The following is a 24,006-nucleotide window of genomic DNA, read 5'->3' on the forward strand; positions in this document are numbered from 1 at the left end:
ATTAATCCACACCGCGAGTAAGCTCTATGAAAACCTTTTCACAGCTGGATGGAATGCTGGTCAAACGATACGGGAGAGTAAGATGGCAGTAAAAATGATTGCGGTGGATATGGATGGGACTTTTCTCGATGACAACAAACAGTACAACGCCCAGCGTTTTGCGCGCCAGTACGCTTTGTTGAAAGAGAAGGGCGTTCGTTTTGTGGTCGCCAGTGGCAATCAGTATTACCAGTTACAACGCTATTTCCCGGATATCAAAGATGAAATCGCCTTTGTCGCCGAGAACGGTGCCTGGGTGTCAGACAGCAATGAAGAGATCTTCTGCGGCGAATTAGCGCCAGAACGCGTCCATCAAATTCTCGATATTCTGGCGAAAGAGCCGGATATCAGCACCGTGGTGTGCGGTCGCAATGGCGCTTATGTGCACACTTCAATGCCGGAGGAAGTGATTGCGATGCTGGCGAATCACTATCATCGGCTGGAAAAGCGCGACAACCTCTACGATATCGATGACACCATCTTTAAGTTTTCGTTGAATCTGGCCCACGAAGGGGTGGATGCCCTGATGGAGCGTTTGCACAAAGAACTGGGCGCGATTGAAAACATTATGCATCCGGTCTCCAGCGGCTTTGGTTTTGTCGATCTGATCATTCCTGGCTGCCACAAAGCACATGGCATCGCGCTGCTGCAGGAAAAATGGGGCATCGACGATTGCGAAGTGCTGGCCATTGGCGACAGCGCCAATGACCTCGAAATGCTGCGTCAGGCGTGCTACAGCTTTTCGATGGCCAATGCAGCCGCACCCGTGGCCGCTGTTGCGCGTTATAAAACCGACAGCAATAACGACGAAGGTGCGCTTAACGTGATAGCACGCTTGCTGGCACGCGAAGAGCCGTTTGGCTAATCCCTCGCGGCAGAGTTTATCGAACCAGAGCTAAACTTTTAGCTGGGCGATCGATTCTGCCGCTACCTTTATCACCTCAGGCCTCACGTCTCGCTAACCTTTTTTCCATCCTCTTAATCAGCGGTGGCAAGAGTAATGCGCTGCCGGCAACCAGCACCCAGAATATGATCGGAAGTGGCGCTGCTATCTCAAAAGTCATGGCCGAAACAAAAAAGGCGAGGGTGGTACTCAATGACATCAGCGCCGTTTGCAGGGACAGGAAACCAGCCCGACTAGCCTCATTTGGAAACCTCGTCGTCACACACGACACCACCACCAATCGTCCGTAAGCCCCGCTCAGAAACAGCCCCATGAATAATGCGCTGGCATGCAAACCTGTCACGGGAAGCAGCATGCTGACCAGTAATATCAGCGTTGAGACAACGGCTAAGGTGTAGCTGGACCAGTGAGCCAATAGCTTTCCGGTAAGCTTTGTCGCCATCAACCCAGCGATGCCACCGATGAAGAACAGCATTGGCAGCGAGGCGCTCACAGCCTGCATGTGTTGGGTCAATAAAGGCACTAAAGCAGGAATGATGAGCATAGGAGTGAATTGCGCGATGGCGTTCCCGCTGGCGAAAAACAACCATTCTGGCGTCATTGTTATCGATGATTTAGGGGAGATTTTGCGCGGGGCATCAGGAATAAACCCGGCAATAAGAAGCAAAGCTATCAGGCACAGCAAACCAATGAGTCTCGTTGCGCTATACCAGCCGAAATGTGTGCTCAAAAACAGCATGGTCGGCATCCCTGCAATGCTGACCACAGAGAAAGCGGCAATGACGGTGGCAATCATCCGTGCTCGTAAGGCCGCTGGCGCGAGGCTGATTAATAAACTCATCCCCACACCCATGGTTGTTCCTCCCACTAAGCCCGCCATAAATCGTAGAACCAGCAGCAGGGTATAATCGCTCGTGAAGGTGATCAGCACCGTCAGAGCGCCTAAAAGCGCCATATTCCACAGTAAAAACCGCTTGGCATTAACGCGGTCAATCCATTTCCAAATACATAACCCGGATAGCACTGAACCCAGGGTGTAAGTCCCCGTGACATAACCTGCATAAGTGACAGGCACTGAAAATTGAGACGCCATGTAGGCAAACAGCGGATTAAACATCATGTATTCGAGGGCATTCGTGAATTGGACAAAAGCGATAATCACAGCGATGCGGATCACAGCGAATGAACCTGATTGCGGGGTGAGGACAGGCATAGTTTGCTCCATTAAGTTACAGGAGGCCTAGTCTATTGCCCGTGCTTCATTATGATTAGAGCGATAAAGTGAGACGATTAATTATCAAAAATGGGATAAACGATGCGCAGTAGAATCGATTTAAATGTTTTGCGGGTATTCGTCACCGTTGCAGAGAAGGGCAGTTTTATCGGCGGCGCGCGTGCCTTGAATATACCTGCATCGAATGTGAGTCGCCAGATTTCGCAGCTGGAAGAACGATTAGGGATGCGACTCATACAGCGAAGTACGCGCCAAATGAAGCTTACTGAAGCAGGGCAGATGTTTTTTGACAGCATGCGACCACTGCTGGACTCGGTGAATGAGACGGAAGCCAGATTAAGCCACGCACAAACTGAGCCGGAAGGGCTGCTACGCGTATGTTTACCAAATGGAGTCGGGCCGGTGATTTTCGGCAATCTCTTGGCTGACTTTGCACTGCGATATCCCAGAATTGAACTCCATTGTACTACCAGCCTGCAGGGAGCAGAGGCACTGTGGGATGACTGCGATGTTGTCATTGATATCAGTCGCGGCACGCGCGCCAGCAGTGATGTCATAGCTCGACCGCTGGCTTCATTACCCTGCCACATTGTTGCGGCGCCGACTTTACTGCAAAAATACGCCAGACCAACGCAAACAGAACAATTGCTGGCTCTGCCCTGCATCACCACCGTAAGTGCACTTCAGGGGCAAGCGTGGCAATTTATAACCACTGGCAAAGGATTTCGACACATCAATGTGCTGAGTCCTTTCCGTGTCGACAGTGGTGAGATGGCGATGCAAGCTGCACTGAAAGGCATCGGGTTTGCCATCCTTTCAGCGCAGGCTTGTGAGCCTTATATTCGAAGTGGGCAGTTAGAAGTGATTGAGCTTGAACTCGCTCCCGCACCCCTTGAGATTGCGCTGCTCTACCAGGAACGGAGTTTTCTTCCCGCAAGAAGCCGCGCGTTTATTGATTTCCTGCAAGAGGCGGTGCGGAATCAACGCGAAAAATAACCCGCCTCACGCATATCCTGCAGCAGTCCCGGTCCGGTGGGCTGCCAGTTAAAGGTCTGGCGCGTCCATTCACTGGAAGCCGGATTATCAATGGAAGCAAAGAACGCCATCCAGCCCAGCCATTCTTTCGCTTCTTCCATGCTCAGGCTTTTCACCGGCAGAGACAAACCTGCACCAATGGTTTCGGCGATCTGACGAAATGGGATGCCTCCTTCCTGAATCGCATGCAAAATCGTGCCGGCTTCGGCGTGCTCGGTGGCGAGGCAGAACAACTCCGCCGCATCATCACGATGCACCGCAGGCCAGCGATTCGCACCATCCCCGATATACACCGCCGCGCCTTTCTCTTTCGCCATATTAATGATCATCGGCACAAAGCCGTGGTCGCCTGCGCCGTGTACCGTGGGCGGAAGACGCACTAGCGAGACGCGCACCCCTTTATCCGCCAGCGCGAGTGCGGCGATGTTGGAGTCGGAACGAGGATGGCCGCCGGAAACCGGTTGAGTCTGTTCAACCGCGAGACGTCCTGGCGAGACCAATGCAGTACCGGTGGTCACCACTAGCGGACGGTTTGACCCGGCAAGTACTTCACCCATCGCCAGAATCGCCTGCTGATCGATAGCCGCTGCGTGATCCATGCGGCTGAAATCATGGATATAGCCGACATGGATTACACCGTCACTCTGTTCAACGGCGCTACGCAGGCTGGCAATATCTTCTAAATCGCCGCGCATCACCTGGACTCCCTGCTGGTGCAGTTTCTCTGCTGACGCGTCACTGCGTGCCAGTCCAAGCACGTCCACGCCGCGTGCCTGCAGTTTTTTCACAATGGCCGAACCGATAAAGCCGCTTGCGCCGGTCACAAAAAGTCGCATATTCGTACTCCTATTTCTGGCTGTTGAAGCACTATGATAAAAGTCTGCGGCGCGGCGAAAAGTCGTGAGCTTATACAGGTATAGGCACTAACAGGATAACGCCATGACCCAACAAGACGACAATCTGCTCGGCAACTACCTGCGTGAACGCCGTCAGCGACTGGATGCCGGCAAACTCGGCTATCCGTTGCTGCGGCGTCGTACGCCCGGATTGCGTCGGGAAGAGGTGGCGGTGCGCGCCTGCGTCAGCACCACCTGGTACACCTGGCTGGAGCAGGGCAGAGGCGGTGCGCCCTCCGAAGAGGTATTGGAACGGTTATCCAAAGCGTTGGAGCTGAGTGCCGCCGAGCGCGACCACCTGTTTCTGCTGGCGCAAAATCGTTTACCGGGCGTCACCTGGCAGGCGGGCGTGGATGTTTCACCCTCGTTGCAACGCGTCCTGGATAGCATGACGCACACGCCCGCACTAGTGAAAACTGCTGAATGGCAGGTGGTGGCGTGGAACCATGCGGCGACCAAAGTGTTTGTAGATTACGCGCAGCTGCCGCCGGAACAGCGCAATATCCTGTTGATGATGTTCAGCAACGAAGAGATGAAAAAACGCCTGCCGGATTGGCATCAGGTCACGCGTAACATGGTGGCGAATTTCCGTGCCGACGTAGCACGCACCGGTGCCAGCGAACATGTGCGCGCGCTGGTGGAAGAACTTAGCGCGATGAGCGAAACCTTCCGTCAACTGTGGCAATCGCAGGAAGTGAGCCAGCATGGCGAAGGGATAAAGCAACTGTGGCTCCCGGACGAAGGCGTGCTGGAACTTGAATACAGCACCTTCGCGGTTGAGGGTAAGCCCGGCCTGAGCCTGGTGGTGTTTAATCCTCGCTTGCCGAGAGATCGTGAGACGGTGGAACGTCTGATGGCACGTCCGTAGCCGCTTTTAAGTTGGCGTCCATCGCATCCAGCGCAGCCTGGTTTTCCAGCCCCCACAGATACATCTGCTCAATCGGCGCTGCGAAGGTCAATCCTAACGGCGTTAAGCGATAATCCACTTTCGGTGGAACCACGTCGTACACATGCCGGGCGATCAGTCCGCGCTGCTCCAGCTCTTTCAGTGTCTGAAAAAGCATTTTCTTCGAAATTCCCTGCAGGCTGCGTTGCAGTTCCCCGGTTCGGGCACGTTGTCCCGGCCAGTGATAAAGCGCGTGCAGCACCATGCTGCTCCACTTCAGCGAGAACAGGTCCATCAAGCGACGCGGCGGGGAATCCGCATAAAAAACCAGTTTACCGTCAACCCAGGCTGGCATCGGTGTCTCTCCTTATGGTCACCAAATGGTGACTACTATCATTTTTGCACCACGTTGACTATAGTCTGCCGCCTTCAACTCAATAACGCCAGCACCTTGCGGAGGCACCATGAAAATCAACGCATTAGTCGCACACGACGCGGCAAAACCTTTAGTATCCAGCCAGATCGCGCTGCGTCCACTGCAGCCGCAGGACGTGAAAATCGATATCCTGTACTGCGGCGTGTGTCACTCCGATCTGCATATGGCACGTAACGAATGGGCGGTCAGTCGTTATCCGCTGGTGCCGGGCCACGAAATCGTCGGTCGCGTGCGGGAAACCGGTGCAGCGGTCACAAACTTCAAGGTCGGTGATGTGGTGGGTGTCGGCGTGATGGTTGATTCTTGTCGTGAATGCCATTTCTGCCAGCAGCAGGAAGAGCAGTACTGCAAAGCCGGATTTACCGCGACCTATAATGGTATCGACAAACACACTGGCGACAGCACCTGGGGCGGCTATGCACAGAATGTGGTGGTCGATCAGCATTTTGTGGTGTCAGTGCCGCAGAACCTGTCGCTGGCAGGCGTTGCGCCGTTGCTGTGTGCGGGCGTCACCGTTTGGTCACCGTTGCGTCACTTCAAGGTGCAGGCTGGTGACAAAGTCGGCGTCGTGGGTTTAGGCGGGCTTGGGCATATGGCGGTAAAACTGGCGAGTGCGATGGGTGCGGAAGTGACGCTATTCACTACCTCTCCGGAAAAAGGTGCCGATGCGCGACGTCTGGGGGCCAGCCGCGTGGTGGTCTCACGCGATGCGGAACAGATGGCAGCGGCGCGAACCTCTCTCGATTTCATTATCGACTGCGTGTCCGCGCCTCACGATCTCGATCCCTACCTCGCCACGCTCAAAACCAATGGTCGTTTGGTGCTGGTAGGCATTCCGGAACAACCGCATCAGGCTCCTGACGTCACGCCGATGGTCTTCCGTCGCCTGAGCATCAGCGGCTCATCCATCGGCAGCATCAAAGAGACGCAGGAGATGCTGGATTTCTGCGGCGAACACAACATCACGGCAGATATCGAATTGATTGCGGGTGAAGCAGTCGAAGATGCATTCGTGCGCATGCTGAAAGGTGATGTGAAATATCGCTTTGTGATTGATATGGCAGCGACCCGCTGGTGATAAAGGTTGGCGATTTCAGCCTGAAATCGCCAGCTCAACATGACTTCAGTTGCATCCCCACGCACAGTGAGAAGTGCTGCACGAGCTGCGCCGCACTAAGATTGTCGTGATGCGATAACCCCGTCGCGACAATTTCCAGCACATTTTCGCCACAGGCGATATAAAGCGGATCGATGGAAATAATGCTGCCCGCTGCGTGCTGATGCGACTGGGTAATCACGCGGCTTTTCCACACGATAAAACGCTGTTCTCCCATCAGGCTATACGCACCAGGCCACGGATAAGCAACGCCGCGAATCAGAGCATGAATCTCATCGGCAGACTGATGCCAGTGAATCTGCCCATCCTCAGGCTTTCGTTGTCCCGGTTCGCTGGCGAGACTTTCATCCTGCACGCTTTCAATCAAACTACCCGCCCGCAGAGCGCGCAGCCAGTTTGGCAACTGTTCACGTGTGGTGCGTACCAGTTTGCGATGTAATGAAAGCGCCTCATCTTCATCAGTGATAGCGACACGGCTTTGCGCCAGAATTGGCCCGCCATCTGGCACGTCATTAATGCGATGAAGCGTCACCCCGGTTTCACGCTCATTGCGGATAATCACCCAGTTGAGATGCGCACGTCCGCGATAGGCGGGCAGCAGCGAAGCATGCACATTGAATGCGCCTTTTTTGGCGGTGGCAATCATGGCAGGAGAGAGCGCTTGTCGATAAGACAGGGTCAAAATCGCATCGGGTTGCAGCGACGCTACTTTGGCAATCCATTCTGGCGTATTGATATCGTCCGGACAAAACACCGGGATCTGTTGCTGCAGCGCCATGGCTTCAACAGAATGAAAGAAGCTATTTTCCTGATGGGCGCCCGCGTGGGTGAACACGCACACCACTTCAAATCCCACTTCCTGCAAACTCTCCAGCGCCGCGCATCCCATCTCATGATACGCACATAACACGACTTTCATTCTTCCGCCTGTGAACACTGATTAACGTCTGGTGCTTAGCATAGCAGGGGAAGATTATGCCTGGCTTAAACCATGCAGTTCATCACGCTTAATCATTTGAAATTTGTCATCGCATGGATACCTGAGCATGATGTGAGTTCGTTCTATTTCACAATGGCAGGAGGCCAGATGCATTCTCTCGATCTTCACTTCATCAATGCCCGACAAACACTCTCCGCTCAACGTCCTTGGATCGATGAGGCACTGCAACGCACCTGGCGGCAGGCTAACAGCCATCTCGAGATTAATGCCTTAGATGTGGTGATCAAAGCAGGGCAGTTTGTTCTCGAAGGCAAAGGGTGTCTGGGCTACTCCCCGGAACCTGGCATCATCTATTTGACCATTGATCCGCACAGTCACGATCTCACCCAAGAGAGCCTGACGCGCATGTTTGCCCACGAACTGCATCATGCTGCCCGCTGGGATGGCCCCGGCTATGGCAGGATGTTGGGTGAAGCGCTGGTGTCTGAAGGTTTAGCCGGTCACTTCTCGCAGGAAGTGTGCGGTGGCGAGCCCGAGCCGTGGGAAACGCTGGCTCCTTCACTGTTTGCCCCTTATGTTGATCGGGCCATAGAACAGTGGTCGCAACCCTTTTACGACCATAATGCCTGGTTTTTCGGTAGCGCCGATATGCCGCGTTGGCTGGGCTACTCGCTCGGATATGCACTGGTGCGGCGGTATTTGCTGGCTCATCCGCAACAGAGTGCCGCGCAGTTAGCTTTAAATCCGGCAGCGGATTTCCATGAATATTTGATCGCGATGTAACGCGTTATCTATTGCGCTGGGAATTGCCCAATCTGCTGGAACAGCGCCATCCAGTCCTCCATATGCCAGGTGGTCGTCACGCGCTCGCCGTTCAGTAAATGGAACTCATGCAGGCGAACGTGAATACGGTGACCAGTTGGCGCGATACCCAAAAACTCGCCCTGATGTGTCCCGGTAATCTCAGCACGTACCGCCGCTTTACCCGGTTCCTGCAGCATGTCATGAACAATAATGTTGATGTCCGGGAACGCGGCGATAAAACTCGCCAGCACCGGTTTGAAACCCTCTGGTCCAGGCCCTTGCCCCGGCGCTAAAGGAATATCACTCCAGTCTTGCGTCACCGCCAGATCCAACAAATCAGGATTCTTATCACTAAACGCACGGTACAGATTTTCTACCGCAGCGCGTTCAGCTTGCAGACGTTGATTCAGTTGTTGAGTCGCAGACATAACGGAAACCTTTTAAATGAGTTAGCGGTGCATCTCACCGGCTTGTGCAGTATTCCCGAACCTGAGACTATCAATCCAACAAATGATTGATATAGAGCAATATACAAAATATGAATTTTGATGGTTTCGATCTCAATCTGCTGGTGGCCTTTAACGCCCTAATGCTGGAACGCAACGTGACGAAAGCAGCGGCGCTGGCGGGCGTGAGCCAACCGGCGATGAGTGCTGCGCTGGCGCGCTTACGCCGTGTTTTCGATGATCCGTTATTTATCCGCAGTGCGGAGGGATTGCTGCCAACGGCAAAGGCGCAGGAAATGGCGATCTCGGTGGCTGATGCGTTAGGGCAGGTGTGTCATTTAATGAAGCCGGCGGAGGACTTTGATCCCAATGACAAGCAGCGCAGTTTTACCCTGGGTCTCACTGAATACCCGCTGCATGTATTGCTGCCTGCATTAACCAAAAAGCTGGCGACGCTGGCACCCAACTGCACCATCCATGTGCGTTACTTTATTGATCGTGATGAGGTGGTTGCGCTACTGGATGCGGGGAAAATTGATATTGCGGTAGGCGTACCGCCGACCAAAGCTGAGAACCGGATTCTTTCGCAACCGCTGCTGCGCGATGACTTTGTCACGCTGGTGGGAAGCGATCATCCCATCGCGCAAAAGGAAATGAACCTGCAGGCATTTCTGTCACTGCCACATATCCTCGTTTCCCCGGAAGGCAACCGATATGGACTGGTGGATCAAAAACTGCGAGAGCAGGGATTGGCGCGCAACATCAGCCTGACGTTACCCACCATGTTTACCGTCCCTGATTTGCTCCCCGACACGGATTATGTGGCTACAGTGCTGAGCCGCGTGGCGACCACATCCGCTCATCAAGATCGGTTCGTGATGTTCGAACCGCCGCTAGCGTTGCCCTCCATCCCTTTTGATTTGCTCTGGCATCGCCGAACGCAGGACAGTTCGGCACACCGTTGGCTACGCGGAGTGATCAGCGATGTGGGGAGCTCACTATAGTGTGAATACGCATTAGTGACGGCAGGCAACAGTTGTCTCCACCGTTTAAACCTGCCAATTTACTGCACATAAATAAAACAACATCAGCTGTGCAACAGGCAGATTTGCAATCACCTTCAACTTCACACCAGGAGTTACACCGCATGTTAGGCATCATTCGCGTACTCACTCACCCAGATCAGCACTTTGTCGAAGAACATGGTCGGCTGATTTATCAGGAGTACGCTATCAACTCAATTAGCCGGGCGATCCCCGATCAGCACAAAGGCATTTTTGATGATGCCAGTGAAGCGCTGGCGGTGCCTAAGATCGTTACGCTCGGGCGGCAATTAGAGTCCGACGGCTGCAATGCGCTGTTTCTCAGCTGCGCCGCCGATCCTGGCCTTGCGGCATTGCGCGATGCCGTATCGATTCCCGTCATCAGCGCCGGTTCGGCATCGGCAAGCATTGCGCGTATGCTCAAGCGTCCTGTCGCGGTGATGGGGATTGGCGCGGCGGCCCCGGCGCCTTTCCGTCAGTTGCTGGGTGAATCCGTGCGCTACGCGCGTCCGGAAGGGGTGCTGAACACTACGGACTTGCTGAGCGCAGAAGGTCGCGCCAGCGCCCTGGCCTGTGCGGATAGTCTTTATCGCGATGGCATTGAAGTCATCGCCTTCTCATGCACCGGTTTTTCCACCATCGCGCTGGGCGACAGCATTCGCCAGCAGTTAGGGAAAGTGGCGGTGGATGCGGTGAGTGCGGCAGGCCTGTTTATCAGCCAGTTAGCCCCGCAATCCGCGCGATAACCTGCTCGCGCCGCTGCCCGGCGGCGCATAACATCCTGTAATCGTTTTTTTGTGATCTCCGCGATAAACAAATCCCGCCTCGCTCCGATAACTCCCTTACCAGAATTTACAAAAACAACATTCGCAGGAGAGGGAACATGGGGCTGGTATCCCGTTTACGTAATGTACGCATCACCCGAAAATTGTCAGCAGGATTTGGCATCGTGTTGCTGTTAGTGGCATTAGCCACCGGCATCAGCGTGCAGCGTTTCAATGCGATTCATGACATCTATCAGAAAACCAATCTGATCTACGACATCAACATTGAGGTGTTCCAGGCCAAAATTAACCGCCTCAAATACCTTTATGGTGATGATAAATCCGGCAAGGTGATGGCCGACTACGTCGCTCATGCACAGCAGCTGAATCGCGAGGCTAAACAACTCTCCTGGACAGACAATGCCCACGCGCTGGTGGATGAACTGGATACTCATCTCGCCAGCTTCCAAAACAGTATTGGCGCGATGACGCAAGCCACGCAGCAGCTAAATAGCCAGCGAGCACAGCTCGATTCCCTGAGCCAGCAAGACATGACCTCGCGCTATATGCAGTTGATCCGCACGCCAGTGACCAATCCAGAACTGACCAATCAGATCTATGAACAGCTCTTCGCCATTAGCAACGTGCGTGAAGAAGCCTGGGCGCTGCGCTTCAATGTCTCCGATACCCTGCGCAATACCTTGCAAACCCATTTTCAGCAGGCCGATCAGGGTATGAAAGCCTTGTTGGCTCAGCTGCCACCGGAACAGCAGGGCGGATTTACCGCGCTGTGGCAGGATACCGAACGCTTTAAAGATCTCAGCCTGCAAGCGGCGGACAGCTATGGTCAGCTGCGTGCTTCAGAAGACACGGTAAAAGTCGCGGGTGATAAGAGCAGTGCGGCGATCAAAAAGATCATTGCCATCGTCAAGGAGCGCAATGATGAACTGGCGAACGGTTCAGCAACGCTATCCCTGTTGATTGGGGGGCTGGCGATTCTGTTTGGCGTACTGGTAGCGTGGTACATCATCCGTCAGATTACGCGTCCGGTATTCCACAATCTTGAGCTGGCGGAGCGCATTGCCAGCGGTGATTTAAGCTCGCAGTTTACCACCGATCGTCATGATGAACTCGGCAAGCTGACCTCGGCGATGGGGCGGATGAACGACCGTCTGCGCAGTATGATTGGCGATGTGTTGCATAGCGTCAGCAGCGTGTCGCAAGCCGCTAGCGAGATCAATCAGGGCAACCTCGATTTGTCATCACGTACCGAGCAGCAGGCGGCGGCGGTGGTGGAAACGGCTGCCAGCATGGAGCAGTTAACGGCTACCGTTAAAAATAACGCCGAGAACGCGCGGCAGGCCAGCCAGATTGCCGCAGAAGCTTCACACAATGCGAATCAGGGCGGTAAAGCGGTGCGCGATGTGGTCAGCACCATGGGGGAAATCTCCGACAGCTCGAAGAAAATCGCCGACATTACTGCCGTCATTAACAGCATCGCTTTCCAGACAAATATTCTGGCATTGAACGCGGCAGTTGAAGCGGCACGAGCCGGTGAGCAGGGGCGTGGTTTCGCCGTGGTCGCCAGTGAAGTGCGCAACCTGGCACAGCGTAGCGCCGGTGCAGCGAAAGACATCGAACAGTTGATCAGTGAGTCGGTGAGCCGCATCAGCAACGGGCATCAGCAGGTAGCGCGTGCTGGCGAAACCATGGATCAAATTCTCGGTAGCATTGCGCGCGTGAATGAGATCATGGAGGAAATTTCTGCTGCTTCCGAAGAGCAGAGCCGTGGCATTGAGCAAATTGCTCGCGCGGTAGGTGAACTTGATACCACTACCCAGCAAAACGCCACGCTGGTGAGCGCATCCTCGCATTCGGCAAACTCGCTGGAAGAACAAGCGATGATGTTAGAGCGGTTGGTCGCGCAGTTCCGCTTGCAGGGGGCGGGCCGTTAAGTTTGTTCAAGGATGGGGCGGCCTGATGGCCGCCTTCTTTTTATAACGGCCTGCGGTGATCGTCTTTATTCAACGTCCACAGCGCGACAAAGCTCACCAGCGCTGTGCCCATCACATACCAGGCCGGAATATCCGCATTGCCGGTCTGTTTCATCAATCCGGTAATAATCAGCCCCGCACAGCCAGAAAACAGCGCATTCGACAGCGAGTAGGCTAACCCAAGCCCGGTGTAGCGCACGCGCGTCGGGAACATTTCCGCCAGCATCGCGGGGCCGGGGCCTGCGAGCATGCCGACCAATGCCCCGGCCACAAACACCACCGCTGCTTTGATCAGCAAGCCATTTTGTGGGGCTTGCAGTACTTTCAGCAACGGGAATGCCAGCACCAGCAGCAAGAAGGTCGCCAGTAGCATCACTGTGCGTCGTCCTATGCGATCGCTCAGGATACCGGCAGGGAGGATGGTGGCCGCGAAACCGAGATTCGAGATCACGGCAATCAGCAGCGCCTGATTGAAGCCGGTATGCAGCGCGGCCTGCAAATACGTCGGCATGATCACCAGATAGGTATAGCCCGCGGCGGACCACACCATCAGTCGTCCGATACCCAGCACAATGGCACGCGCAGTGGCGCCGATCGACGCGCTTTCTGCATTTGTTGCTTGCTCAAACTGTGGAGACTCTTCTAAGCCCGACCGTAGCCAAAGTGCGATAGCGCCTAGTGGCAGTGCGAGCAGAAACGGGATGCGCCACCCCCAGTCAATCATGGCTGCGTCTCCGATGAGCAACGGCAAAACCGCCACCACGGCCACGCCCGCCAGTAATCCAAACGCTACGGTCAGAGACTGCCATGCTCCGTAAAAGCCGCGTTTGCCCGGAGGCGCAAATTCCGTCATCAGTGACACTGCGCCGCCGTACTCTCCCCCGGCAAACAACCCTTGCAGGATGCGTAACGCGGTAATCAGCAGCGGTGCAGCAACGCCAATGGAGGCATAAACCGGCACCAGACCGATCGCAGCGGTGGCGAGCGTCATCAATATCAACACAGTGATCAATACCGGCTTGCGTCCATAACGATCGCCCAACCTGCCGAACACTACCGCGCCTAAAGGACGAAAAAAGAAGGCCACGGCAAATGCCGCATAGGTCAGGATGAGACTGGTGAGGGCACTTTCGCCCTCAAGCTGGAAGAAGTTTTTAGCCATCAGCGTGGCCATAAAACCGTAAACGGCGAATTCATACCACTCAATAAAATTGCCGACGGATCCGGCAATGAGCACGCGCTTGTGTGCCGCAGAAAGAGACATGACGTTTTCCTATCAACAGGGGGCAGTGAACATCCTGCGTTCAAGCTGCTGATGTGACAACCGCTGGCGCTAATCAGCTGCTGAAAATCGCTGTGGGTTCAAAGTTTTCACTGATTGAGTGGCTGACAAACAGGCTTCGTCTTACAAACCTTTTTCGTAATCAATCGCTTCCTTTATTTTTATCAAAGCCGATTGCAAATCATGCAGGCTTACAGAACCCAGCGCCAGCCGGATAGCCTGCGGCACGGTCGCCGAGGTACTAAAAGGTTCTGCGGTTGATACGGAAATTCGACTCTGCAGCAGGTGTTTTACCACGCGCTCCGCCCGAGCCTCTTCAGGTAACACAATCCAGATAAAATAGGCATTCGGATGTCCATAGCAGGTAAAATCCTGCAAGATTGTTCGCGCCAGGGTTTGACGTTGCCCGGCATCTCTTCGCTTCTCTTCCTCAAGTTGTGCGACGTATCCCTCTCGCAACCAGTCGCAGACGAGGGAGGTCATTAATGCGGGCGTGTTCCAGCTAGTAGCGCGAATCGCGCGTTCCAGTGCATCACGATGTTCCGCAGGAGACACTACGGCACCGACTCTCAACCCCGTCGCCACGTTCTTAGAAAAACCAGTGACATATATCGTCCTTTCAGGGGCGTAATAGGCCAGGGGTGCTGGAGGTCGCGGCTCAAGATAGGCGTAAGCCGCATCCTCAATGATCAGTAAATTATATTTTCGGGCAATTGAACCGATAGTTTCTCTCTGTTCGCTACTGAGCACCCAGCCCAGCGGATTATGCAATGTAGGCATGGTGTAAATGGCGCGAACCCGCCTGCTTTGGCAAACGGTTTCCAAAGCCACAAGATCAGGGCCAGAAGGATTGACGGGGATAGGGACGAGTTCCAGATGATACAGGCTGGCCAACACTTTAAAGCCCGGATAAGTCAGAGCATCAACCGCGACAACATCACCCGGTCTCAATAAACCCATTACGGTTATCGCCAAACCCTGTTGCGCGCCATTGACCATCAAAACGTTTTTGGCTTGCGTAACAACTCCCATATTGCTCAGGTAAGAGGCAACCGCTTCACGGTCGTTCAAACGCCCGGCATAAGGCTGATAGCGCAATAACGATTCGATGTCACCGCGTGTCGCAAGTTGTCGCAGTGCACTGCGTAGACGGTCAGCTTGCTCTGGCAGGGAAGGGGTGTTGAAATTCAGATCTAATACATCTGGTGCAACTCGCTGTTGATCATCACCTGATCCTAGCGGGCGCAAAATTTCCCTGACAAAGGTTCCCCGACCAGTTTCACCCCTCACCAGTCCCATGGTTTCCAGCTCACTGTAAATACGCGTTGCGGTGGCTAATGAGATAGCACGCTCGCTGGCGAGTGCTCTGTGCGTGGTCAATCGTGTCCCTGCGGGCAAATGGCCGAGTTGAATGGCGCTGGCGAATTCATCAACGATAACTTTATAGCGAGCCTTCATCCAATGTATCCATGACAATTTTTTGATTGTCATTAATGCTGTCATTTACGCTCTAAAGCGTCAACGGGGGGTAAGTCAATGAATCAAGGTGGCATTTATGGCGACTAGCAGCAACACAAGCGTATCTCACGCTAGAAATTCTGGATTACAAGGATGGATGAGTGGATTTATCGGGATGGTTATTTTTAGTGGATCGTTACCGGCTACGCGTGTGGCGGTACAAAGTTTCGATCCCTTTTTCCTGACTTTCATACGCGCTTCAATTGCAGGAGTGCTGGCGGTCCTGATCATTTTAGCCCTTCGACAACACCGACCTGCGCCCGGACAGCTTTTTTCATTGCTGATTGTCGCGCTGGGTGTCGTGATAGGTTTTCCTTTGTTCACTGCGCTGGCGTTACAGCATGTCAGCTCCGCACATTCGATCGTTTTTATTGGATTGCTTCCAATGTCTACCGCGCTTTTTGCCGTGATTCGTGGAGGCGAACGACCACGAAGAGCATTTTGGTTATTTTCCACTCTCGGTTGTCTGTTGGTGATGGGGTTTGCGCTGGTGCAGAGCGCAGCGGCATCACTGACCGGTGATCTCTTGATGTTAGCGGCGACGTTAGTGTGCGGCTTGGGTTATGCAGAAGGCGCATTGCTTTCTCGGCACCTGGGTGGCTGGCAGGTCATATGCTGGTCACTGATCCTTTCACTGCCGATCATGTTGCTGGCAACAGTGATGACGGCTCCTCTCAGTTTTGAACCTGTTCAGGCGTCTGCATGGTGGGCTTTGGGATATGTATCGCTGTTTAGCATGCTGATTGGTTTCATCTTTTGGTACAGGGGGCTGGCAACCGGCGGTATCGCCAGCGTAGGACAACTGCAGCTGTTACAGCCTTTCTTTGGCCTGATTTTCTCAGCCTGGTTGCTTCATGAATCCATTCATCCATCGATGCTGGTTGTGACGGCAGCCGTTGTATGTTGTTTAGCCGCTGCACGTAAATTTGGGCGGTAGCTTTACAAAATCCTTACGAACCTTGCGCAGTTGTTAAGCGCAAGGTAAATATTCTTAAAATAAACCGCTCCGCTCGCGGTTTTTCCCGTTAAACTGCTTTTCTTGTCGATCAGACTTTTCCAGTGAATGAATTATTACTCACCTGATGATAGCCATCTGAAGCGGCGTTCACAGCGCTTCGTTCGTCGTATGTTTATCATGCGCCAGCTTGGCACAATTTTATGTTTCTTCCCGATTCTCTCGGTATTGATGGAGATGGATCGCGGTCTGGCGTTCAGCGCCCTGTTATTTACCAATGCATTTATCTGGCCGTGGGTTGCTTATCGCCGGGCATTGCGTGCCGAAGACTCCACCGGCACCGAACGACATAACTTAACGCTGGACGCGGCATTTGGCGGTATTTGGGTAGCGCTGATGGCGCTTAGCCCATTGCCGTCATTTATCATTATGGCGGTGCTGGCCTCGGATCGTTATGCGGCAGGAGGCGCAGCGCAGTTAATCGCTGCCATGCAGGCTTTCCTCTGCGCTTTCGTTATGGTCTGGCTGGTGGATGGCGCGGGTGTCAATCTCACATTCAGTCCGCAAACCGTCTGGCTGACATTGCCGCTGGCAACCTGCTATATGCTGGTATTGAGCGTGACGTCCTACAATTTGACCTGGCAATTGCGTAAACGAAACCGTGAACTGGAGCGTATTGCGTTAATGGACCCTGGTCTGGAGATCCCTAACCGCCGTCTGTTTGAACGTCGTCTGGAGAGCGAATTCCTGAGTACGCGTCGTGGCGACAGTGCGGGGTATCTGCTGCTGATGGATCTTGACTACTTCAAGTCGGTGAATGATACCTGGGGCCACGAAGCCGGGGATTTTTTACTGGCCGAGATATCAGCGCTGTTACGCAATCACGTGGGATTACAGGATATTCCCGCGCGTTTCGGTGGCGATGAGCTGGGCGTGATCGTGCACCATGCAACCGATGAGTCGGTGGTCGCGTTGGCAAATCGCTTAAAGGAAAAAATCGCTCAGGTGCGCCTGCCAGCGTCGGCGGAGTTTCGCTGCTCGGTGAGTATTGGCATTGCCTCGGCATCCAATGCGGAGTCATTACGTCACTGGCTGCGCCACGCAGATGAAGCGTTATACGAGGTGAAACGCGCCGGACGTAACGGCGTGCGGCTATGGGAACCGCCGCAACCGCCGTTGGCCGGCGCCGCCTGATCAGGCAAACGTCGGTTCGCAGTTCACCGGGAAGTTGAGTGAATTGGCCACATAACAGGCCTCATGTGCCTGATGATGTAACTCACGCGCGCGATCCGCATCTGCCGGATCGCGCAGCGTAATGCGCGGTTTCAGCGTGATTTGCGTAAAACGACCCCGAGCGCCTTCCACCATGGTGCCTTCCGCGGCATCCTCATAAGCTTCCACCACAATTCCCGCGTCCGCGCACAGGTGCAAATACCACAGTTTGTGACAGGCGGAGGCCGAAGCCAGCATTAACTCTTCAGGATTCCAGCGCGTGGCATCGCCACGAAATGCCGGATCGGCGCTCAAAGGCATCATGGGTTTGCCGTCTGCCAGCATCTCACTGTTACGATCGTAAGCGGTGTAAGAGGAGGTGCCGGTGCCGCGATTGCCGGTCCAGCGGACCGTGACCTGATAGTGGTGTTCCCGTGCCATAGCTGAAGTTCCTTTTGTGGGGTAATCGGCGGTCAGTTTACTGTGTTTGCTGGCGTGGCGGGAAGGCTCTGATCAGCCACCGCGCGTCAAATCTTCAATATCCAGCGTTTCAGTCTGACAAATGGAAATCAAGCTCGCAGCTGCTTCACTCAGCCGTACAAAGGTATGGCGCATCGTACTGTCGATGTAGGCGCTATCACCTTGCGCCAGCCGCAGCGGCGCGTAGAGCTGCGTATGCAACATCACTTCGCCTGACAAGACATAAATGAATTCTTCGCCAGCATGTTGAGACCAGGCTTCCGGCGGCGGCAATTCGCGGGTCTCAATCCCCATTACCACCGGAATCATCCCCTTAACCAACAGTTCAGCGGCATGCACTTCATAGCGAAAATAGGGATTGGTAAACGCCAGCCCTTTGCCAGCCAGCGTGTAGGTGCGGCGCCCCTTAATGGCAGTGCTCGCCACCGAGGGCGCCGGTAACTCATCGGCAAACAGTTCTGCCAGAGAGTAATCAAACGCGCTGGCAATCTTGGCAATAGTATCGAATGAAGCGGATACCTGGCCTTTCTCAATCTTCGAAAGTGTCGAAATCGACACGCCACTTAACTCGGCAACCTGCTCCAGCGTCAACTCACGTGCCTGACGTATCGTCTTGATGCGCAGGCCAAAATCTTGTTCACCGGTCAAGGCGGCGCCCAGCCCGGAGGCTTCATGCTGTCGGGTGGTTTTCATTGGCAATGATTCTTCTGCTTAGTGAACTGGAAAGTTAATTTCTCACATATGATAAAAATTATCACATAAGAAAATTGTATTGGTCTAAATGTGAGCAGAGTAGCAGTTTAAAAGAAAACTTCTGGGAGCTGCTATGAACATAACCACCATCGCTAGCGTCACTCTGCCCGCGTTTTACGACAAAACCCGCAACCTCAATAACCTGCTGAGTTGGATGGAACAGGCGGCACAGGAGGGCGCCGATCTGGTGGTGTTCCCTGAGCAGGTTTTGCAGGGTTATCTGCCGGATACGCTCAACTGGAACGGTGAAGCAGTGGCCTGGCAAATGGCGCAAGCCGAAGTGGTGACTGAAGGCGAAAGCGTGCAGGCCATACAGATGCTTGCCAGGCAACTGGGCTTGCATGTGGTTTTTGGCATGACCGAACGCCATCCTGAACGGGCCGAAATATTGTTTAACAGCGCGGTGCTGTTAGGGCCAGAGGGTTTGATCGGCGTGTATCGCAAAGTGCATCAGCCGGGCGATGAGAAGCACGTCTACTATCCCGGCAGCGATTTCCCGGTGTTCAGCACGCCAATTGGCCGCATTGGTATGTTGATCTGCTATGACAAAGTGTTCCCGGAAAGTACCCGCGAGCTGGCGCTGAAAGGCGCGGACATCATGATCATGCCTACCGCATGGGGCTATGCCGGAGATGGCAGCGCAGGCGATGCCGATCCGATGGTCGATAGCTACACGCTGTTTGGCCGCGTGCGTGCGCTGGAAAATCAATGCTGGATGATCGAATCCAATCTGTGCGGCCAGCACGGCAATCTGCACTATCACGGCCACAGCCGCATTATCAATCCCCTGGGAAATATCGTCGCCGACAGTGGCACCACGGAAGGCATGGCGATTGCCAGCGTCGAAGTGCAATCCGCCATTCTGCGCGCCCGCAGCAGCGACTATCTCGGCTATCACTTCCTGAAAGATTACGTTCCGGTGCAGGCCCCGCCTTCGCCGCTGACGGTTCACAATCGCCACGCGCGACCTTTGGGGGAAAACCATGAGTAAAGTTCTGGAAGCCGCTGGCATCCACAAAAGCTATCCCACGCCGGAGGGTGAGGTGACGGTGCTGCGCAACCTCAACTTCCATGCCAATCGCAATGAATTCGTCTCTTTTGTCGGGCCCAGCGGCTGCGGCAAATCGACGCTGTTCAACATCATCACCGGGCTGCTAATGCCCGACAGCGGCAGCATATTGCTGAAGAATCGCGAAACCACCGGCACGCCGTCACCGGAACTCGGTTATGTGCTGCAAAAAGACCTGCTGTTCCCGTGGCGTACGGTGATCGACAACGTGATCCTCGGTCTGGAAGTGCGCGGCATGCCCAAAGCACAGGCGCGAGCCAAAGCGCGTGAACTGTTCGAACTCTACAAAATGACCGGTTACGAGCAGAAGTATCCGTCGCAGCTTTCCGGCGGCATGAAACAGCGTGTGGCATTGATGCGCACCATGGTCACCAACCCGGAAATCATCCTGATGGATGAGGCTTATAAGGCGCTGGACTACCCGCTCAAAATCTCGCTGGAAAGTGAATTACTGAGCGTGGTGAAAGAGCAGCACAAGACGGTGATCTTCATTACGCATGACATCGAAGAGGCGGTCACGCTATCTGATCGCGTTTACGTGATGAAAGCGCGACCAGGTGAAATTGTGCAGGAGATTGAGGTCGATCTCGGCACGGATAGCCTGTCGATTCCCGAACGCCGCTTGTCACCGCGTTTCAATGAGTATTACGAACATATCTGGCGCAGCATCGGCATTCAGCCTGAGCCGGTTAACTAACGAGAGGACGACATGACAATGAACTCAGTGTCTACACGCCCTACGGTTGCGGCGACGGCAAATCGCAGTTCGCGAGAAACCTTTTTCCGCTCAGCTAACGCACGCCGCTACACGCTGCTGTTCTTACAGGTGGCGATTGTGGTGCTGCTGTTGGGAGGGTGGGAACTCGGTGTGCGCAGTGGCAACATCAACGCCTTCCTGTTCTCCAGCCCCTCGCAGGTATGGGAGGGGCTGGTCCAGCGCTTTCAGTCCGGTGAAATGGTGACTGATGTGCGCGTCACCGCCGTTGAAACCCTGGTGGGGTTTGCCGTGGGCGCGATTGGCGGCTCTGTCCTGGGGTTGCTGCTGTGGTACTCGCGCTTTATCTCTGACCTTGCCGCGCCGTTTATCGCCGCGATTGGCTCAATCCCGGTGCTGGCGATTGCGCCGATGACCATCATCTGGTTCGGCACGGAGATGCTTTCCAAAGTGGTGATTGTGGCGTTTTCCTGCGTGGTGGTGTCACTGACCACCTCATATAAAGGCGCGATGCGCACCGATCCCGATCTCATCAACCTCCTGCGATCCTTCAATGCCGGACGCGGCACCATTTTCTTCAAGCTGGTGGTGCCATCCGCGATGTTGTGGGTGCTGTCAGGCTTACGCCTTAACGTCGGCTTCGCGCTGGTTGGTGCCATCGTCGGCGAGTACATCTCTTCAGATAGCGGTGTGGGTCACATGATCCTGCTGGGCAGTTCTAATTTCGGTATGAACATTGTGCTGGCTGGCATCGTGCTGGTCATGCTGATGATGCTGTGTTTCAACGCGCTGGTGGCATTTATTGAACGCCTCATTCTCTCCTGGGACAGGAAATAATCATGAAAAAATTCCGTTTAGCTACGATCTCTGCCGCAGTTTGTCTGGCTTCTCTGGTGAGTGCGCACGCGGCTGACACGCCAGTGCGCATCAACCAGGCGTTTCAATCGCTGCTCTATCTGCCGTTGTATGTGGCACAAGAGCAGGGCTTTTTTAAACAGCAGGGCGTTGATGTGAAAATCAGCACCGGTGGCGGCGGGGCGCAATCCTGGGCGGCGGTGATTGGCGGCTCGGCAGATTTCTCGATTCAGGATCCGGTGTTTGTGCCGAAAACCCGTGAAAACGGCGGCAAAGGGGTGGTGGTGGCCGGGGTACAGAACGCGCCAACCATCTTCATCTTCGGCAAAGAAGCGGCTTCTTTGCAGGACAATTTGTCACTGCTCGCGGGCAAACGTGTGGTGACCAGCCCGCAACCTGATACCACCTGGGCGTTTATGAGTTATCTGATCAAACAGAACAACCTCAAAGACGTGAAGCTGGTGCATGTGGCGATTGGCAATGAGATCCCGGCGGTGGCGGCAGGTCGTGCAGATTACGCGTTAGCGGCGGAGCCACAGGTCACCATGGCCGAAAAGCAGAACGGCTTGCATGTGGCTTACTCGTTCTCAGCCGCGCAATCCTGGTATCCGTTTGCCTTCTCTAGCCTGACGACCACACAACAATATATTGATAAGAATCCACAGGCCGCGCAGGCCGTCGTGACCGCCTTTGAACAGGCCTCACGCTTTATCTACAAGCATCCGGCTGAGTCGGTGACCATTGCACGTAAATACTTCCCGGCGTTGCCCGAGGAGGTGGTGAAAACCGCAGTGCAGCGTGAAATCGATGCCAAAGGCTATCCGGAGAACGTGCTGGTGTCGCAGAAGGCCTGGGATAACAACATGAACATCGCGCTGTATGCCAAAAACATCAAAGCCTATCCCTCTGAAGCCACGTCATATCAGAACAACGTGAACACGACGCTGGCGACTAAGGCCAAAGAAGCGGTCGATGCGATGGGTGATAAGTAAGTCCTCACCTACCTTCGAAAGGTGATGGGCGCACCGCTGTGCGCCCGCAATAAAAGAGGAATGATTATGGATGCACTGACACTTCGACTGGCATTGATACAGCGCCATTGCGCGGCTGATGCGGTTGAGCTGGAACACCTGCTTACCGATTGTGAAGCGCGTGCGGCGGGCGTTAGCGCCTTTGCTGCGCAACATTTCGCGCCAACGCTGCTGCCGGCAAACGCCTGGGTTTCCGCTTTGCAGCCGCCGCTGGAGTTGCCCCATGAGTGAGTTGATCGATGTCTCGATGCTGACGTTGGCACAACAGTTGCGCATGCGGCAGACCAGCGTGCCAGAACTGGTTGAAGCCTGTCTGGCGCGTGAGGAAATCACACGCGATCTCAATGCGTTCAATGAAGTTTATGTGTCTCAGGTACGCCAGACGGCTAAAGCCAGCCAACGCTTACTGGAACAGGGTTACGATCTGGGCCCACTGCATGGCATGCCGATTGCCATCAAAGCCAATATCGATTTGGCCGGTGAGGAGATGCACGCGGGCAGTCAGATACTCAGCGGCAATATCGCCCAGCGTGATGCGGTGGTGGTGCAACGTCTGAAGCAGGCGGGCGCGTTACTCATCGGCAGCACCAATATGCATGAGTTCGCCTGGGGCGGCACCACCAATAATCCGCACTACGGTGCCAGCAGCAATCCCTGGGATGATGCCCGCATTCCTGCCGGTTCCAGCGGCGGTTCGGGTGTCGCCGCCTCGGTGCGCAGTGCGCTGGCAACGTTGGGCACCGATACCGGGGGATCGATCCGTTTACCGGCGTCGATGAACGGGATCACCGGTCTGCGCCCGGGCGTGGGGCGACTCTCCACGGAGGGCATTTTTCCCCTCGCCACCAGTCTTGATACTGTCGGGCCGCTGGCTCGCTATGCCGAAGAGTGTGAAGTGCTGTTTAATGTGCTCGACGGCAAAACACAGCCGCTGACAGCATTACCGGAACTGGCCGGATTGCGTATTGGCTTACTGCCGGATGTGCATCAGCAGGTACAGCCTGATGTCGCGACTGCCTATGATCAAATGGTGCAGTGGTTTAGCGCAGCAGGTGCATGCTGCCAGACGCTGAGTTTGACCGTGCTTGAGCAGGCGGTGAATGCGCTGGTGCTGATCAACCTTGCGGAACCGGCTTCACTGCACGCCGCCTGGCTTGCTGACCGTCCGCAAGAATACGGTGCGGATGTGCGTAATCTGCTGCAAGCGGGACTCGCCATTACCGCAGTGGAGTATCTGCAGGTACAACGTTTCCGCACCGGTTTACGCCAGCAGTTGTTGCAGCATTTGAATCAGGTGGATGTGATTCTGGTGCCGACGCTGCCATTTACCGCACCGCATAAAGGACTGGAAGCGATTCAAATGGGAGACCGCGAAGAGAGCGTGTTGACCGGCAACATGCGTTACAACGCGCTGGCAAGCCTGTCAGCACTGCCCGCTATCAGTCTGCCTGCCGGGTTTGATCATGCAGGGATGCCCATTGGCATGCAGCTCATCGGACGTGATGGCGCTGAGCGCAAACTGCTCGCTTTCGCGCGTCGATTCCAACAGGAGCACGATTATCATTTGCAAACGCCAACCCGGCTACGTGCGTGAAACC

At 54.7% G+C, this 24,006-nt stretch carries 25 protein-coding genes; 16 read left to right on the top strand and 9 right to left on the bottom strand.

Translation table 11 applies throughout. The features are described 5' to 3' along the window. Positions 1-82 precede the first annotated feature (82 nt). Positions 83-904 (top strand): Cof-type HAD-IIB family hydrolase, encoded by an 822-nt coding sequence (locus AC6I8L_RS20090; RefSeq protein WP_034822403.1) that lies wholly within the window; start codon positions 83-85, stop codon positions 902-904. 76 nt (positions 905-980) lie between these two features. On the opposite strand, the gene AC6I8L_RS20095 is transcribed toward AC6I8L_RS20090, so the two are convergent. Continuing rightward, a complete protein-coding gene (locus AC6I8L_RS20095; protein ID WP_034822405.1) occupies positions 981-2,156 on the bottom strand; it encodes an MFS transporter in 1,176 nt (391 codons plus the stop codon). Positions 2,157-2,258: 102 nt separating this feature from the next. On the opposite strand from AC6I8L_RS20095, the gene AC6I8L_RS20100 reads away from it, so the two are divergent. Continuing rightward, positions 2,259-3,173: a LysR family transcriptional regulator gene (locus tag AC6I8L_RS20100; RefSeq protein ID WP_479401767.1), complete on the top strand. Its 915-nt coding sequence runs from the start codon at positions 2,259-2,261 to the stop codon at positions 3,171-3,173. Here AC6I8L_RS20100 and AC6I8L_RS20105 read toward each other — a convergent pair. Continuing rightward, on the bottom strand, positions 3,158-4,048 hold the full coding sequence (locus tag AC6I8L_RS20105; protein ID WP_058960433.1) for an SDR family oxidoreductase: 891 nt from the start codon (positions 4,046-4,048) through the stop codon (positions 3,158-3,160). The two genes, AC6I8L_RS20100 and AC6I8L_RS20105, sit on opposite strands and share 16 nt — an antisense overlap. A 103-nt stretch (positions 4,049-4,151) precedes the next feature. Here AC6I8L_RS20105 and AC6I8L_RS20110 point away from each other — a divergent pair, with 103 nt between their 5' ends. Then, positions 4,152-4,976: a helix-turn-helix transcriptional regulator gene (locus AC6I8L_RS20110; protein WP_058960432.1), complete on the top strand. Its 825-nt coding sequence runs from the start codon at positions 4,152-4,154 to the stop codon at positions 4,974-4,976. On the opposite strand, the gene AC6I8L_RS20115 is transcribed toward AC6I8L_RS20110, so the two are convergent. Continuing rightward, positions 4,918-5,349 carry a winged helix-turn-helix transcriptional regulator gene (locus AC6I8L_RS20115; RefSeq protein ID WP_058960431.1) on the bottom strand — a complete coding sequence of 144 codons (432 nt, stop codon included), beginning with the start codon at positions 5,347-5,349 and terminating at the stop codon, positions 4,918-4,920. The genes AC6I8L_RS20110 and AC6I8L_RS20115 overlap by 59 nt on opposite strands. Before the next feature lie 109 nt (positions 5,350-5,458). Between AC6I8L_RS20115 and AC6I8L_RS20120 the strand changes: the two genes are divergently transcribed. After that, on the top strand, positions 5,459-6,508 hold the full coding sequence (locus AC6I8L_RS20120) for an NAD(P)-dependent alcohol dehydrogenase (protein WP_058960430.1): 1,050 nt from the start codon (positions 5,459-5,461) through the stop codon (positions 6,506-6,508). A 34-nt stretch (positions 6,509-6,542) separates the two neighbouring features. On the opposite strand, the gene AC6I8L_RS20125 is transcribed toward AC6I8L_RS20120, so the two are convergent. Next, a complete protein-coding gene (locus AC6I8L_RS20125) occupies positions 6,543-7,466 on the bottom strand; it encodes a formyltransferase family protein (RefSeq protein WP_058960429.1) in 924 nt (307 codons plus the stop codon). A gap of 168 nt (positions 7,467-7,634) precedes the next feature. Between AC6I8L_RS20125 and AC6I8L_RS20130 the strand changes: the two genes are divergently transcribed. Next, positions 7,635-8,270: a DUF2268 domain-containing putative Zn-dependent protease gene (locus AC6I8L_RS20130; protein WP_058960428.1), complete on the top strand. Its 636-nt coding sequence runs from the start codon at positions 7,635-7,637 to the stop codon at positions 8,268-8,270. Between the two features lie 8 nt (positions 8,271-8,278). On the opposite strand, the gene AC6I8L_RS20135 is transcribed toward AC6I8L_RS20130, so the two are convergent. Continuing rightward, entirely contained in the window at positions 8,279-8,719 is a 441-nt protein-coding gene (locus tag AC6I8L_RS20135) for an ester cyclase (RefSeq protein WP_058960427.1), read from the bottom strand. A gap of 110 nt (positions 8,720-8,829) precedes the next feature. Here AC6I8L_RS20135 and AC6I8L_RS20140 point away from each other — a divergent pair, with 110 nt between their 5' ends. From AC6I8L_RS20140 to AC6I8L_RS20150, 3 genes are all read left to right on the top strand, one after another. Beyond that, positions 8,830-9,741, top strand: coding sequence for a LysR family transcriptional regulator (locus AC6I8L_RS20140; protein ID WP_058960426.1), 912 nt, complete (start codon positions 8,830-8,832; stop codon positions 9,739-9,741). A gap of 143 nt (positions 9,742-9,884) precedes the next feature. Continuing rightward, positions 9,885-10,526, top strand: a complete 642-nt coding sequence (locus tag AC6I8L_RS20145; RefSeq protein ID WP_058960425.1) for an aspartate/glutamate racemase family protein — start codon at positions 9,885-9,887, stop codon at positions 10,524-10,526. Positions 10,527-10,663: 137 nt separating this feature from the next. Beyond that, complete coding sequence (locus AC6I8L_RS20150; RefSeq protein ID WP_058960424.1) at positions 10,664-12,499, top strand: methyl-accepting chemotaxis protein; 1,836 nt, start codon at positions 10,664-10,666, stop codon at positions 12,497-12,499. 40 nt (positions 12,500-12,539) lie between these two features. Here AC6I8L_RS20150 and AC6I8L_RS20155 read toward each other — a convergent pair whose 3' ends face one another. Both AC6I8L_RS20155 and AC6I8L_RS20160 read right to left on the bottom strand, forming a co-directional pair. Continuing rightward, positions 12,540-13,802, bottom strand: coding sequence for an MFS transporter (locus AC6I8L_RS20155; RefSeq protein ID WP_058960423.1), 1,263 nt, complete (start codon positions 13,800-13,802; stop codon positions 12,540-12,542). 141 nt (positions 13,803-13,943) lie between these two features. Beyond that, complete coding sequence (locus tag AC6I8L_RS20160; RefSeq protein WP_058960422.1) at positions 13,944-15,278, bottom strand: aminotransferase-like domain-containing protein; 1,335 nt, start codon at positions 15,276-15,278, stop codon at positions 13,944-13,946. Positions 15,279-15,375: 97 nt separating this feature from the next. Between AC6I8L_RS20160 and AC6I8L_RS20165 the strand changes: the two genes are divergently transcribed. Continuing rightward, on the top strand, positions 15,376-16,275 hold the full coding sequence (locus AC6I8L_RS20165) for a DMT family transporter (protein ID WP_058960421.1): 900 nt from the start codon (positions 15,376-15,378) through the stop codon (positions 16,273-16,275). Between the two features lie 126 nt (positions 16,276-16,401). Then, complete coding sequence (locus AC6I8L_RS20170) at positions 16,402-17,487, top strand: diguanylate cyclase (protein WP_058960420.1); 1,086 nt, start codon at positions 16,402-16,404, stop codon at positions 17,485-17,487. Here AC6I8L_RS20170 and AC6I8L_RS20175 read toward each other — a convergent pair whose 3' ends face one another. Next, a complete protein-coding gene (locus AC6I8L_RS20175) occupies positions 17,488-17,946 on the bottom strand; it encodes an OsmC family protein (RefSeq protein WP_058960419.1) in 459 nt (152 codons plus the stop codon). A gap of 72 nt (positions 17,947-18,018) precedes the next feature. Continuing rightward, positions 18,019-18,678, bottom strand: a complete 660-nt coding sequence (locus AC6I8L_RS20180; protein ID WP_058960418.1) for a helix-turn-helix domain-containing protein — start codon at positions 18,676-18,678, stop codon at positions 18,019-18,021. Positions 18,679-18,811: 133 nt separating this feature from the next. On the opposite strand from AC6I8L_RS20180, the gene AC6I8L_RS20185 reads away from it, so the two are divergent. The 6 genes from AC6I8L_RS20185 (at position 18,812) to AC6I8L_RS20210 (ending at position 24,002) form a co-directional block, all read left to right on the top strand. Beyond that, positions 18,812-19,729: a carbon-nitrogen hydrolase family protein gene (locus tag AC6I8L_RS20185; RefSeq protein WP_058960417.1), complete on the top strand. Its 918-nt coding sequence runs from the start codon at positions 18,812-18,814 to the stop codon at positions 19,727-19,729. Continuing rightward, a complete protein-coding gene (locus AC6I8L_RS20190) occupies positions 19,722-20,504 on the top strand; it encodes an ABC transporter ATP-binding protein (RefSeq protein ID WP_034822435.1) in 783 nt (260 codons plus the stop codon). Before AC6I8L_RS20185 ends, AC6I8L_RS20190 begins: the two co-directional genes overlap by 8 nt. Positions 20,505-20,516: 12 nt before the next feature. After that, positions 20,517-21,359, top strand: coding sequence for an ABC transporter permease (locus AC6I8L_RS20195; protein ID WP_058960416.1), 843 nt, complete (start codon positions 20,517-20,519; stop codon positions 21,357-21,359). Positions 21,360-21,361: 2 nt separating this feature from the next. Continuing rightward, a complete protein-coding gene (locus tag AC6I8L_RS20200; protein WP_034822438.1) occupies positions 21,362-22,369 on the top strand; it encodes an ABC transporter substrate-binding protein in 1,008 nt (335 codons plus the stop codon). Positions 22,370-22,435: 66 nt separating this feature from the next. Further along, positions 22,436-22,639, top strand: coding sequence for a hypothetical protein (locus AC6I8L_RS20205; protein WP_034822440.1), 204 nt, complete (start codon positions 22,436-22,438; stop codon positions 22,637-22,639). Continuing rightward, entirely contained in the window at positions 22,632-24,002 is a 1,371-nt protein-coding gene (locus AC6I8L_RS20210) for an amidase (RefSeq protein WP_058960415.1), read from the top strand. Before AC6I8L_RS20205 ends, AC6I8L_RS20210 begins: the two co-directional genes overlap by 8 nt. Positions 24,003-24,006 lie beyond the last annotated feature (4 nt).

The sequence above is a fragment of the Type-E symbiont of Plautia stali genome (genome assembly GCF_059731115.1).